This is a genomic window from Desulfobotulus sp. (assembly GCF_034006065.1).
GTDB lineage: Bacteria > Desulfobacterota > Desulfobacteria > Desulfobacterales > ASO4-4 > Desulfobotulus.
The window spans coordinates 1-13,522 of record NZ_JAVETM010000022.1 but is presented as its reverse complement, the minus strand read 5'-3'; the positions used below and the strand labels follow the sequence as shown (position 1 = coordinate 13,522).

Here is a 13,522-nt window from a genome sequence, read left to right as displayed (position 1 = left end):
TCCTACCAGCTGCCATATCCGGTAATCCTATCCATCACCCTTTCAAATAAGCGAGGTCCCCATGACGCATCCATCCGAAGAAAAATCCCTTGAACAACGCTTCCATTACGACCCTGACAAAAATCGTTTTTATGTGAATTTTGAAAACTACAGCGTTCAGACCCTCAGGGAAATCCAGCGGATTGAATTCCTTGTTGCAGAACACCTCTCCCACCTCGGAAAGCGAGTGGACGCCATCATTAACTATGAAAATTTCAATATCAAACAAGAACTTATGAATGACTACGCCAATATGGTAAACCGTCTGATGGAACATTTCTATGCAGGCGTCACCCGGTACACCACCAGCCGCTCTCTCCGCGATGACTTGGGGAAAAGCCTGCAACAGCAGCGGGTTAAACCGAATTTTTACAGCAGCAACGAAGATGCTGAGCGTGCATTAAAAGCCTAAAAGCCCTTTTAAAAAACGCCGCACACCAAAAGGGCGTCCGCTTTGTTCGCCCTCCTTATCCTGTGCGGCCAATTTTTTTCCACACCCCCAGAAGCACACATGCTTGCAATCCCAGAAGCCTTGCCTTAACCGGAACAGGACACAAAAGAAGTTTTTTTTGGCCCGCTGGCCCCATCAGCATCCAAGGCAGCCTACGGCGTGGTAATTTCCCGGAAACGAGGTTTTCGCTCCCATCGTTATAGTGAAAACAATCTCTGTATCAGCCTGATTTAAAAGAACTTTTAACGGCTCTTTTCCAACCTGGAGAAAAGCCGTTTTTTAATTCAGTTGAAAATTCAGTGGAAAACTCTATTTTTTTAAAATCTAAGATATGATACCTCTATAAAAATTCTTTTCAGAGGCAAGGCGCACCCCAAAGCTGCCTGCATTGGATTCCAGCACTGTATCGGATGAATGAAATGATTCTTACCCATGGTGGAAATCGTCATGAAACAGCCCTGAGGCTGGGGTGCACAGTGGAGGAAATAACAGACTTCAGTGGCAACCTGAACCCCCTGGGTCCCCCCCCTGGTCTGATGGATCATCTGATGTCCCACATCCAAAGAATCAGCATGCTGCCTGATACGGATACGCAGCGGATTTCCCAGGCCATAGGACATCTTTTTTCCATAGACCCTAAACGCATCCTTGCGGGTAATGGGACCACGTCGTTGATCTATGCCCTTCCCTGGGCCCTCAAATCCCGCAGAGCCCTCATTTTATCCCCCACCTATGCGGATTATCACCATGCCTGTCTCCTTTCAGGGGTACAGGTGGATGAATTCACCACATCCCCTGAAAAGGATTTTGACCTGGATATTGGTCTTTTTGCGGATACATGCCGATTATACGATACCGTTTTTATTTGTAATCCGAACAATCCCACAGGTATTACCCTTTCCTATGATGTCATCCGGTCCCTCTGCGTTGCTGCACCCAAAACCCGCTTCATTGTTGATGAAACCTACATGCCCTTTCTTCCGGACATGGAAAAACAAAGCGTGACAAGGCTTTGCCAGGAAAATCTCCTTGTTCTCATATCCTTATCAAAAATATTTACCATTCCAGGTCTTCGATTGGGTTTTGCAACGGGAGACCCCATGATGATCCATCCTCTCCGGGAACACAGAATGCCATGGGCGGTCAATGCCATGGCCCAGGAATCCGTTTTCTTTCTGGCGGATCAAATGGAAAAAACCAAGGATTTCATCAAAAAAACCCAAGACTGGCTTGTGGGGCAAAGAAGGGAGATGACTAAACATCTTTCTGACATTCCAGGACTTTACCTGTATCCGAGCCGCACCATTTTTCAGCTTCTCAGAATTGCCGGGTATCCCAAAGCAGACACGGTATGCCATCTGCTCGAAAAAGAAAGAATCATCATACGCAACTGCAGCAATATTCCAGGCCTTTCAGACCGTTTTTTGCGTTTTTCCTTTGGCCGTGAACACGAAAACAAGATTCTGGCTACCCGTTTACGTAAACTACTTTTTCATACTCCTTAAATCCTTATCAAAACCCTTGATCCCGAACAAAAAAACAGGAAGACATGATGACATACTTTTATGGATGGAGCCTGAACTCCGAAGCAAGCCTTTACGAAAAACTGAGGGAAGACCTCAAAACCGCCATGAAAAAAAAAGAGGATGGCGTCCGGGATACCATCCGCATGGTCATGAGCGAATTTCCGAAACTGACTGTCCCCATCACCCTGGACTCGGGTAAAAAAAGTGTTCGCTGTAAAAAAGAAGACGAAATCACAAATGAAGATATTATGAGTATTATACGGAGTCTTATCAAATCCGAAAAAATACTCCTTGAAGCAAAAAAAGAAACTTCATCCCTTTTTCTCGAGGTGCTGCAGGAATACATTCCAAAGCCCGCAAATGAGGAAGAAATCCGAAAATGGATCCGGGAAAATATGGATTTATCCGCCATTAAAAATCCCATGAACGCCATGGGGCCTGTGATGAAACATTTCGGTCAGAGAGCGGATGGAGCCCTTGTAAAAAAAGTATTGCAGGAGACCTTGTCCCCCTGATCATGCGCCCCTTTCGTTTTACTCATAAAAAAGAGAGGCGCGGAGATGGGCTGCCTGTGATCTCATAAACATGCAAGGTGGTCGGCGTATCTGAAAACCGATCTTTATTGTCATAAACTGGATTAAGGACAGAACAATGCGAGATTTAATTCCCCAAAAATACAGAATTATTTTTTTCTTTATACTGATCTGCCTCATCGGAACTGCTTTTTTGCTTATTTTTCTCAACCAATCGAACATCCGACTTCCGAGGAACGCAGAACAGAAAAAATCTGAAAGTTTTACCTTTTTTTCTGTTGGCGAAAACACCATACTCACAAAATCGAAGCTAAGAGAGCTCAGCAAAATATTGGGTCAACACCGTCTCGAAAATCTTACCCCTGTGTACATGGATTTTGTTCACAGAGGCTGGCTGGCCTCGCGGTTTCCAGATCTCAAGGAAGCAGGTTATTTTTTCAATAAAAACAGACTTATAAATCCAATTTCCGGCCGAACTCTCAAGCTTGATTACCGTTATGCCCATCACTACAACGTACCTTTCAGTGATATCCGCTTTGTTTTCTGTGATTACACGAAAAAACCCTTATTTCTGAATCTGAGGCTCTCCGGGGATGGAAAGGGTATTGTGAATACGCTCAAAGAGAGCTACGGAGACCCTCAAATGATTGAAGATCAGCGTCTTTTTCAACCTTCCTATTTCTGGGAGGATTCAAAGGCCCTGCTTGTGACTGCCATACTGGCAGATCGTTATGGGAAGGCTGAAACCCACATCATTATTGTGTATAAGGAAAACTTGGCTTCTTTTATGGATAGTATCATGAAGGAGTATCCTGAGCCTGATGTGCGCACAGGCTTTTGAGGATCTTGTGGGAAGAGTGCGGGGATTTTTGTGTAAAGCGGCATCTTTAAGGATGCCGCTCCTTTGCATCAGAAGTTAAAGTATCTGTCTATAAAAGTATTACGGGAAAAAAATCCCTTGAAAAGTCTTACAATCATGGGGCACCTCCTTGGCGTACATAAAAAACGTTTTTTAGTCTTACCTAAAAACCTGCAACTAAATTAATATCTTTATTTTGTACGTCAACTAATTTTCACCTGAAAAAAGGATTTTTTTTGAACCTCATCCTCCTACACCCGGAAGATTTCATCTCGGACCATGAAATCCGTATTTCCGGTTCAAGATTGGCTCACATCCGAAAGGTACTGAAAATAAACCCGGGAGACTGCCTCAGCATGGGAATCGTCAACGGTCCCATGGGAAAAGGAAAGCTCATTCACAGGGAAAAGGAAAACGACATATTTGCCATCTCCTGCACAGATTCACCCCCTGCACCCATTCCCCTGACCCTTGTTCTTGCCTTACCCCGGCCCAAAGTTTTCAGGCGCATTCTGCAATCCGTGACAGCCCTGGGGGTGAAGCACATCATCTTGCTCCATAGTTTCAGGGTTGAAAAAAGTTACTGGCAAAGTCCCTTTCTTTCCCCTGTGTCCATTTCAGAGCAATGTACAGCAGGACTTCAGCAGGCCAAGGATACAATTTTTCCAACCATAGATATGGAACCACGGTTCCGTCCCTTTGTCGAAGACCGTCTTCCCCTTCTCACGAAAAAACAGAAGGGCTATGTCGCCCATCCCCATAACAGCCCGAAACTTCCAACTTCTCCTTGCACACCGGCGATTCTGGCCATAGGCCCTGAAGGAGGCTTTATTCCCTTTGAGCTGGACCTTCTTAGCAAGGCGGGAATGCAGCCCTTTTCCATGGGAGATCGCATTTTAAGTGTTGAAACTGCTGTCTCCGCATTCATTTCAAAGTTCATGTGAATAGGATCTGATAAAGGTATACAGACAATAAGCGAATTCATGCTGATCGAACCGACCCCACACCAACGGTATTTTCAAAAAACAAAGATTTAAAGGGCTGATTTTGTGATTAGCATACCTTAAATTAAAAAATTATTGGCATTTTTTAAATTTTAAAGTCTTTTTTCAGGATATTCCTTGTAAAAAAAATAAAACTTCCTATATTTTTTTAACCTTCCCGGGTGCCGTTATATTTCGTTTTCCCTGGATCTTCAAAAAACGGCTCCTCTCACCCAGTTTCCGAATTGATGAAGGAGAATGTCATGAGTTACATCAAAATTCGTTTCGGATCGGGATTTGACCAATCCCATACCTGTGGGAAGTCCGTTTCTGAAATGTTTGGATCCGTAAACCCCATGTTTTTCATTACCCAGAGGCGGTGGAATCCTCCCATGGATATTTATGAAACAGCCGAAGAAATTATCATCCTTGGGGAAATTGCGGGTGTTGAAAAAGAAAATCTTGAGGTTGAAATTGACAACAAGGCCGTGCGTATCCACGGAACCCGCAATTGCAATATTCCCATGAAAAACGCAACGTACAGGCTTGCGGAAATTTTCTACGGCTGTTTTGAGCGTGTTCTCTTTCTCCCCACACTCATTGATACAGAAAAAGTCTCTGCTTCTTACAGCAATGGTTTTTTAGAAATTCATCTGACAAAACAGGCCAGTGGACGCATTCATAAAATTGAAATCCAGACAGATTGATAAATCCTGGGTTTTTTATCAGAACTATCCGAACCAGAACTGAAGGATATCTTTCGGATCTGGACTCCATACCTATCCATGTAATACATCCGATCCGGAGGTGAGCGATGCAAGAGCAGCAGCCGTCCCTGGAATTAAGCCAGGAAAGATTACCTGACACCCTGCCCATTCTACCTCTTCATGACGTGGTTCTTTTCCCAAAAATGGTTTTACCCCTTGTGGTTCGCCAGGAACAATCCATTCGCCTCATTGATGAGGTTATGGGAAAAAACAGGCTGGTCGGCTTTATCGCTGTGAAAAAAAACAAGGAAAAGGGACAAAGCTTTACCAGTCCTGAAGAGTTATACGACACGGGATGCGGGGCCATCATCCTGAAAATGGCCAAAGGAGAAGATAACAAAGCCCAGCTTTTGGTTCAGGGGATCAGTCGTTTTTCCGTGAATGCGTACAATAAACTCACCCCCTACCTTGTGGCCAATATCACACAGATTGAAGAACCCAATACAAAAAGCAAAGAAATAGATGCTCTCATGAGTAACCTCCTGGATCTCTATATTCAGGTGGTTGAACTCTCCCCAGGTCTTCCCCAGGAAATGGGACAAATGGCCAGAAACATTGAAGAACCTGGCATTCTTGCAGATATGGTCACATCCACCATTAACACCACACATGAAGAGAAGCAGAAAATTCTTGAGCTGGTGGATCTTAAAAAAAGGCTGAGAGAAGTTACAAAAATCGTAAATTACCAGCTTGAAATACTCAAGATCGGCTCAAAAATACAGAGCCAGGTCAAAGAAGACATGGGGCAGAAACAAAAAGAATTTTACCTTCGTCAACAACTCAAAGCCATTCGGGAAGAGTTGGGAGAAACGGATGAAACCACCGTTGAGGTGGATGATTACCGCGCAAAGATTGCTGAAAAAAATCTGCCCGAAGAAGCCAGGAAAGAGGCCGAAAGAGAACTCAAGAGACTTTCCAGAATGCATCCTTCTTCGGCTGAATACAATGTGGTCACCACCTATCTGGATTGGATGGTTTCTCTTCCATGGAACATTTCGAGTAAAGATAACATTGATATCAAAAAAGCCCGTAAAATTCTTGATGATGATCATTATGGCCTTGAAAAAGCAAAAAAAAGGATTCTTGAATACCTTGCCGTCCGTAAATTGAAACCCGACTCCAAAGGTCCGATTCTCTGCCTCTCCGGACCTCCGGGTACGGGCAAAACCTCCCTTGGACGTTCCATTGCCAAAGCCCTGGGCCGAGAATTTGTCCGCATGGCCTTAGGCGGTGTACGCGATGAAGCAGAAATCCGGGGGCATCGACGCACCTATGTGGGAGCCCTTCCCGGAAGGATTATTCAGGCCCTGAGAAGATCCGGAACGGATAATCCCGTTTTCATCCTGGATGAAGTGGACAAGCTTGGAAACGACTTTCGGGGAGATCCCTCATCCGCCCTTCTTGAAGTCCTTGATCCTGAGCAGAATCATGCCTTTGTGGATCACTATCTGGATGTAGCTTTTGATCTTTCCAAAGTCATGTTCATCACAACCGCAAACGTATTACATACCATTCCGCCTGCCCTGCGGGATCGTATGGAAGTCATCGAACTTTCTGGCTACACCCTTGATGAAAAAATTAAAATAGCCAACAAATACATTATTCCAAGGCAGCGGAAAGCCCATGGCATTAACAGCAATCAGATTATTTTTACCAGCGGGGCAGTGCGTCACGTCATCGAGGATTACACAAGGGAAGCAGGATTGAGGAATCTTGAAAGGGAAATTGCCTCCATTTGCCGTGGCGTGGCCAGTCGCATTGCTGAGGGCGAGACCGACCCCATATCCATCAATGTTATGAACATTCCCCGTTACCTTGGACCCAAAAAGATCCATACGGAAGTGAATACCCAAATCAAGGTTCCCGGAGTGGCAGTGGGACTGGCTTGGACTCCCGCAGGGGGAGACGTTCTTGTGGTGGAAACCAAAGCCATGAAGGGCAAAGGCCGTCTTACCCTGACAGGTCAGTTGGGAGATGTCATGAAAGAATCCGTATCCGCTGCCATGAGCTTTATCCGTTCAGATTCTCAAGAACTTCATATTCCAGAAGACTTTTTCGAAACAAATGATCTGCACATCCATGTACCTGCGGGGGCCATACCCAAAGATGGGCCTTCCGCCGGTGTGACCATGCTCACCGCCATTACCTCCCTTGCAACTCAAAGAAAAGTCTTAGAAAACCTCGCTATGACAGGTGAAATTACCCTAAGAGGCGAGGTGCTGCCCGTAGGTGGCATCAAGGAAAAAGTGCTTGCCGCGCATCGGGCAGGCATAAAGACGCTCATTCTTCCAAAATGGAACGAAAAAGATATGGAAGAAATACCCAAAAAAGTGAAAAAGGAAATGGCCTTCTATTTTGTGGATAAAATGCTGGATGTGCTGGATATCGCCCTGGAACCGGAACCCAAAGCTCCCCGCCGCAATACCCGGAAAAAAGAAGAAAAACCTGAATAAAAAAAGTATAGGCTGACAAACAAGAAATCCCGCCCTTTGAACAAGGAGCGGGATTTCTTTGTGCAAAAATTGGATCGAATTACCCTTGGGTTAAGCCAAAATTCCAAAAAGTCTACATATCAATCATTGTAACTTCCAAAGCATTGTTCTGGATAAATTCACGCCTGGGCTCCACCTCATCCCCCATGAGGAGTGTAAAAATTTCGTCCGCAAGAAGGGCATCTTCGATTTTTACCTGGAGGAGGCGACGTTTTTCAGGATCCATGGTTGTTTCCCAGAGCTGATCCGGATTCATTTCTCCAAGCCCTTTGTAACGCTGTATATTGATACCTTTTTTCGCTTCCTCACTGATTCTTTTATAAAAAGCCCGCATATTATCCACAGAATCCACATGAAGAGATTCTTTGGATCCTATTTTAAAAGGGGCCTGATCATAAGGCTTTAACTGTAAACTGAGATCTGCACAAACTTGATATTCCTGGGAAAAAATAAAACTTCTGCCAATTCGGACCGATTTTTTTTCCCGTACCGTTGCATAATCTTCTTCAAGGGATATTTTTCTTTCCGGTGGCGTTACCACCAGCTCAAATATCTCCCTTTCCTCATTCCACACAAACTGATTCACCTCGTAATCCGAAGCCAGTAAGCGGTCACGAATCCGTGTCATGACTTCCTGATTTCTGAGATCATCTTTTTCCCTTATCCCTTCGGAAAGAAGAATATCCACCAGTTCAGGTTCATATCCCCGTCTCCAGAGTTTTTCCTTGTTTCTCATGAAGACATCAAGATTCTTTAAAAAAGGATACAGCTCTCCTTCCGGCAACGGTTCTTTCTGATCACCAATGAAAACATTTTTAAGTTCACAGATTCTTTTCAAAAGATAACGGCTGTACTCATTTTCATCCTTAAGATAAATACCGCCCTTACCCTTTCCGATCCGGTACAGGGGAGGCTGGGCAATATACAGATATCCATTGGATATAATTTCAGGTGTTTGTCTGTAAAAAAAGGTAAGAAGAAGGGTGCGGATATGTGAACCATCCACATCTGCGTCCGTCATGATGACAATTTTATGATACCGGATCTTCTCGATATCAAATTCTTCCCTGCCGATACCAGCGCCCAGAACCGTGATGATATTTTTAACTTCTTCACTTTTTAATATTTTATCAAAGCGCGCCTTTTCCACATTGAGTATCTTTCCCTTCAGGGGAAGAATCGCCTGGAATCGTCTATCCCTTGCCTGTTTGGCTGATCCTCCCGCAGAATCCCCTTCCACAAGAAAAAGCTCCCTTTCCTTGGGATCTGCGTACTGGCACTCCGCAAGTTTTCCGGGGAGGGTGGCATCCCCCATTCCCCCCTTGCTTCGCGCAAGATCTCGGGCCCGTCGTGCGGCTTCCCGGGCCCGTGCAGCTTCCACTGCTTTTAAAATAACTTTCTTGGCAATGGAGGGGTTTTCTTCAAAATACAAAGACAGCTTTTCATTGACCAGAGATTCCACAAGTCCCTTGACTTCGGAGTTTCCGAGCTTGGTCTTGGTCTGTCCTTCAAACTGCGGATTTTTTATGCGAATACTGACAATGGCAGTCAAGCCTTCCCGAACATCTTCTCCCGATATTTTGGTCTGCATATTCTTAGGGATATGATCTCCAGAAGCATAGGCATTGAGAGTTCTTGTCAAAGCCCCCTTGAAGCCACTTAAATGAAAACCACCTTCTAATGTATTTATATTATTTGCAAAAGAATGAAGTTTTTCATTATAAGAATCATTATACTGAATGGCTACTTCGATCTGTACCTCATTGCGTTGTCCTTCGATGACAATGGGATCATGAAGGACAATATGCTGACGATTCAGATATTCCACAAAGGAGCGGATACCTCCTTCATAATGGAATTCATCACGTTCATCGGAGCGTTCATCTTCAATGATAATACGTACGCCTCTGTTTAAGAAGGCCAGCTCACGCATACGCCGACTCAAGGTTTCGTAAACAAAAAGATCCGTATTCATTACGGTTGTATCGGGTTTGAAATGGACTTGCGTTCCCTGGAGGTCCGTTTCTCCGATCACCGTCAGTTCAGAGGTTTTCTTTCCTCTGGAAAAGGTTTGCTGAAATATCTGATTTTTTTGCCAGATTGTCAGTTCAAGGGTTTCAGAAAGGGCATTGACAACGGAAATGCCAACACCATGAAGGCCGCCTGAAACCTTGTAGGTATCATTATCAAATTTTCCGCCGGCATGGAGTTTTGTTAAAACAACCTCCGCTGCGGGTACGTCTTCCTTTTCATGAATCTCTGTAGGAATACCCCTGCCATTATCCCTCACTGTGACACTGTTATCCGTATGGATAGTGATCTGTATTCGATCACAATAACCGGCCATAGCCTCATCTATGGAGTTGTCCACCACTTCATAGACAAGATGATGGAGACCTTCGGTCTCGATATTGCCGATGTACATGGAAGGACGTTTACGAACCGCTTCAAGTCCCTCAAGGATTTTGATATTTTTTGCTGTATACGTATTTTCTTTTTTTTCTATCATTTCAGTCAAATTCTTATTGGCATGATTACAGAAATAAAATGATGATCCGACGCACCTTGAATGATACAGGGCGACTGATTATTCCGTATGTACACATGAACCGTATCTTCTTCTACCAGCGCTAAAGCATCCATGAAAAATTTTGGATTAAAAGCGACTTCAAAGGGATCCCTGTCAAAAACAATACTGAGTTCCTCATGGGATTCCCCCAGATCCGGATTGGAGGTCATGAGTGTGAGTTTATCCTTTTCAAAGGAAAAAATAATAGAACGGAAATCATCATCCGAAAGAATGGACATTCTCCGAAGGCTCATAATAAGATCTTGTTTTTTAAATACAACCACCGTTTCAGGATCGAATTTCATAATATCCTGATACCCTGGAAACCCACCTTCAAGAAGGGTGATGGAAAAAATTTCAAGATCTTTTATCACCACAAAACGATTGTTCAGCATCCCGATTTTTACAGGTGTAGCAGTATCGAGAAATTTTAAAAGCTCACTTAAGGCTTTTTTGGGAATCAGAACGGATTTTTCCTCTCCCTTGAAAATGAAAGGTTTATCCGAATGCATGTCATATTTTACCATCCTCTTAGAATCCGTGGAAACACCCCGAAGAATATGCTTGTTGTTTTCATCCGTCATGGATTCAAACAAAAGACCCTGGGTGTATATGCGTTTTTCTTCGATCATGGGAGGAATGGCTATATTTTTTTCTATGAGCTTTTTAAAAAGAAAGCTGTCTACGGAAATGAAGGTGTCATCGTTTTCCTTTCCCATTTCCGGAAAATCATCGGGATTCATGCCTACAATATGAAACAAGAGTTTATCTTCTCCGATTTCGATCCATCGATTTTCAACTTCATGAATTAAAATGGATTCAGATGGATAATTTTTTACAATCTCATAAAATTTTTTTGAATGTATGCAGACGCTACCCTGCTCTTCGATTTCAGCAGGATAAATTCCCGTAAAATCCGTTTCAAGATCCGAGGCTTCGATACAGATGGTGTCACTGCCCTGGGTTGTAAGACGGACCGAGGAAGTTATAAAAAGTGTTGTTTTTCTTCCTGTTATACCCTGTATTTTCCCCAGGGTTTCCTGAACTTCCTTTTTTATCAGTCTGCACTTCATGGGTATCTCCGCTTTATTCGCCTTTGTTTGTTCCTGTTTTTTCTATTCCAGGGAATTAAAGGAGTTTTTGCAAAAAAGCTTTTCCTTTTACCATTTTTACATGGGCCTTTCAATTTTTGTTTTGATTTTCTTTTTATATAAAAACTTCATCATAATAAGCTTGGTCATTTATGTTGGTAACTGTTTTATGTATTTATTTTTATGTTCTTTTTTATTATTTTTGAAATTTCATTTTTTTGATTCTCGTTGTTTGTAAGGGGAGCTTTTTTATTCTGTTTTTTTCTCTGGTTTAAAAGAAGATAATTTATGATCAAGAAATATGGTTTTTTTGTCAGTCGTTGTTAATAACTTTTTCTGGTTTGGGATTCCCTTTTCACCCAATTTCTGATCTCAAGAAGATGGTCTTTCCATTTTTCCGATGTTCGGATTTTAATAAAATAATTAAAAAGAGAGTCTATAAACTCAAAGGCTTTCTGAATGAGAAACACTTTTTCTATGATAGCGCCCTCAAGCTCATCTTTTTCTGTGACATGACCGGTATCAGGCGTTTTTAAACCGGAAAATCCCAGATGTTCGCCCTTCAGGGTAAAAATCCATTCATGATCTCCAGATACGAGAATCATATGAAGCTCTGTGACGACGGCGCCCTTCTGAAGAGCAACCATTCCCTCTTCAAGCCCTGCCGTATCTCCCTTGATAGTGAGTGTCTCAATGCGGTCATCTCCGTAGCGGTTCTGGAGAACGATGCGGTTGCCAAGGCGCAGATCTCCCATTTCCGGATGTATTTCAGGAAAAAGCCTGTCTTGGTTTTCGGATATGAACCACAGCCAGGTCAAAAATTCCTGGCCTATGAAAATATAACGATTGTATGCAACGGCAATATCCAGCATGTTTACTCCGAAAAACGAACGGGGCTGAGGGTTGTGAATCTGTCTTTTTCCATATCCGTGAGGGTCTTGCTGTGCATGGCAGCGGTATAAGGAAATATACGGATCAGATGAAGTCCAAAGGTTTTGGTAAAAAGCGTCTCCACCTCTTCATTGGAAGCTTTCTGGCTGGAAAAGAAATAGACTTCTTTTTTTTCCATATCCCATAAGAGATCATAGATATTGGGGCTGGCGGGAATTCGCAGCAAGAGGGATGCTTCAAGATCTTCCTTCAGGGCTTTTTTTTCATTTTTGGACAAAAATTCCTTTCCGGATTCTTTCAGCCGTTTTTGCGTCTCAAGGATCATTTGTTTTTTCAGAATTTTGGAAGGAACTGATTTTTTGTCAATGCGCAGGCAAAAAAGGATAAAATTAGCAAATACAATTGTTTTTTCTGAAAAATCGGATAAATAATGGGACTCAAAAGGGGTCCATCCGCTGGTAAAAACAGCGGCGGGGTCTTCTATTTCCGGAAAGCGGTTGTGCTGAAGTTTTTCCCGGATAGATTCAAGGGAAATGTCGTCATCTTTTCCTTCAACGCGGTAACGTGTCAGGGTATTTGCATTGGAAAGCAGGGCCATGGCGCTCCATTCAGATTACAGGATCAGCATAAGATGTTCAGACGGTGCGTGTATGAAAGGATGCGCATACAGCAAAGGTCACTTTAAGCTTTCCTTGTTATCCATGGAAAGCCGGAAAGCACTTGCATACACGGAAGGGAGAATATCCTTGAAGGATATTCCTTATGAAGGATTAACACGGATCCCCATAAAAAGCGATCCATGAAAAACAGGAAAATACATGAATACATCGGTAAATCTTCTGCCTGGAAAAGGGATGGATGATCTTTTTTTTGGTATGGATGAAACGCATATTGAAAAAAAATTGGGATCTCCTGATTTTAAGGAAGTCTTTGAAGATAAGGAATTCGGAAAAACCAGGGTTTTATATTATTTTGACCAGGGTCTTACCTTTTATTTTGATGAAGAAGATGATTTTCGTCTGGGCTGTCTGGAGGTGGATGCCATGGCATTTTCGCTCTGGGGTGAGAATATAGCCCGTATATCCAAGAAAAAATTGAAAAAATTTTTATCAGAAAAAGGAATTACTGAAATTGAGGAAGAAAAAGATGAGCATCAGGACGCCCTTGTGGCGGAAGTTTTGTCCGCAACCTTTTACTCAAGTTTCGGACTTGAGTTATTGAGATAAGATTTGGTCCTTTTGCTTGTCTATATAATCTTGTGGAATAAAGAACAAATTAAGACAGTCAATAAATATCTCTTTTAAAGACTCAATTGCATCAA

The 13,522-nt window shown here is 43.0% G+C and carries 12 protein-coding genes; 8 read left to right on the top strand and 4 right to left on the bottom strand.

The window, feature by feature from the left end:
- Positions 1–61: 61 nt before the first annotated feature.
- The 7 genes from RBR60_RS09550 to lon all read left to right on the top strand — a co-directional run bounded on the left by RBR60_RS09550 (position 62) and on the right by lon (position 7,611).
- A complete protein-coding gene (locus RBR60_RS09550; RefSeq protein WP_320356119.1) occupies positions 62–451 on the top strand; it encodes a hypothetical protein in 390 nt (129 codons plus the stop codon).
- A gap of 449 nt (positions 452–900) precedes the next feature.
- Positions 901–1,995, top strand: a complete 1,095-nt coding sequence (locus RBR60_RS09545; protein WP_413815459.1) for a threonine-phosphate decarboxylase — start codon at positions 901–903, stop codon at positions 1,993–1,995.
- Between the two features lie 44 nt (positions 1,996–2,039).
- The gene (locus RBR60_RS09540) at positions 2,040–2,531 is read left to right on the top strand and encodes a GatB/YqeY domain-containing protein (RefSeq protein WP_320356115.1); all 492 of its coding nucleotides are present in this window, start codon (positions 2,040–2,042) and stop codon (positions 2,529–2,531) included.
- Between the two features lie 211 nt (positions 2,532–2,742).
- Positions 2,743–3,390 carry a hypothetical protein gene (locus RBR60_RS09535; RefSeq protein ID WP_320356113.1) on the top strand — a complete coding sequence of 216 codons (648 nt, stop codon included), beginning with the start codon at positions 2,743–2,745 and terminating at the stop codon, positions 3,388–3,390.
- Positions 3,391–3,644: 254 nt separating this feature from the next.
- Positions 3,645–4,352, top strand: a complete 708-nt coding sequence (locus RBR60_RS09530) for a 16S rRNA (uracil(1498)-N(3))-methyltransferase (RefSeq protein ID WP_320356111.1) — start codon at positions 3,645–3,647, stop codon at positions 4,350–4,352.
- Between the two features lie 302 nt (positions 4,353–4,654).
- Positions 4,655–5,098, top strand: coding sequence for an Hsp20/alpha crystallin family protein (locus RBR60_RS09525; protein ID WP_320356109.1), 444 nt, complete (start codon positions 4,655–4,657; stop codon positions 5,096–5,098).
- A gap of 107 nt (positions 5,099–5,205) precedes the next feature.
- A complete protein-coding gene (gene lon / locus RBR60_RS09520; protein WP_320356107.1) occupies positions 5,206–7,611 on the top strand; it encodes an endopeptidase La in 2,406 nt (801 codons plus the stop codon).
- A gap of 112 nt (positions 7,612–7,723) precedes the next feature.
- On the opposite strand, the gene gyrB is transcribed toward lon, so the two are convergent.
- The 4 genes from gyrB to rdgC all read right to left on the bottom strand — a co-directional run bounded on the left by gyrB (position 7,724) and on the right by rdgC (position 12,799).
- Positions 7,724–10,159 carry a DNA topoisomerase (ATP-hydrolyzing) subunit B gene (gyrB, locus tag RBR60_RS09515; RefSeq protein WP_320356105.1) on the bottom strand — a complete coding sequence of 812 codons (2,436 nt, stop codon included), beginning with the start codon at positions 10,157–10,159 and terminating at the stop codon, positions 7,724–7,726.
- A 5-nt stretch (positions 10,160–10,164) separates the two neighbouring features.
- Entirely contained in the window at positions 10,165–11,292 is a 1,128-nt protein-coding gene (gene dnaN / locus RBR60_RS09510) for a DNA polymerase III subunit beta (RefSeq protein WP_320356103.1), read from the bottom strand.
- Between the two features lie 341 nt (positions 11,293–11,633).
- Positions 11,634–12,182, bottom strand: coding sequence for a hypothetical protein (locus RBR60_RS09505; protein WP_320356101.1), 549 nt, complete (start codon positions 12,180–12,182; stop codon positions 11,634–11,636).
- A gap of 2 nt (positions 12,183–12,184) precedes the next feature.
- Complete coding sequence (gene rdgC / locus RBR60_RS09500) at positions 12,185–12,799, bottom strand: recombination-associated protein RdgC (RefSeq protein ID WP_320356099.1); 615 nt, start codon at positions 12,797–12,799, stop codon at positions 12,185–12,187.
- Positions 12,800–13,019: 220 nt separating this feature from the next.
- Between rdgC and RBR60_RS09495 the strand changes: the two genes are divergently transcribed.
- Positions 13,020–13,427: a hypothetical protein gene (locus tag RBR60_RS09495; RefSeq protein ID WP_320356097.1), complete on the top strand. Its 408-nt coding sequence runs from the start codon at positions 13,020–13,022 to the stop codon at positions 13,425–13,427.
- Positions 13,428–13,522 lie beyond the last annotated feature (95 nt).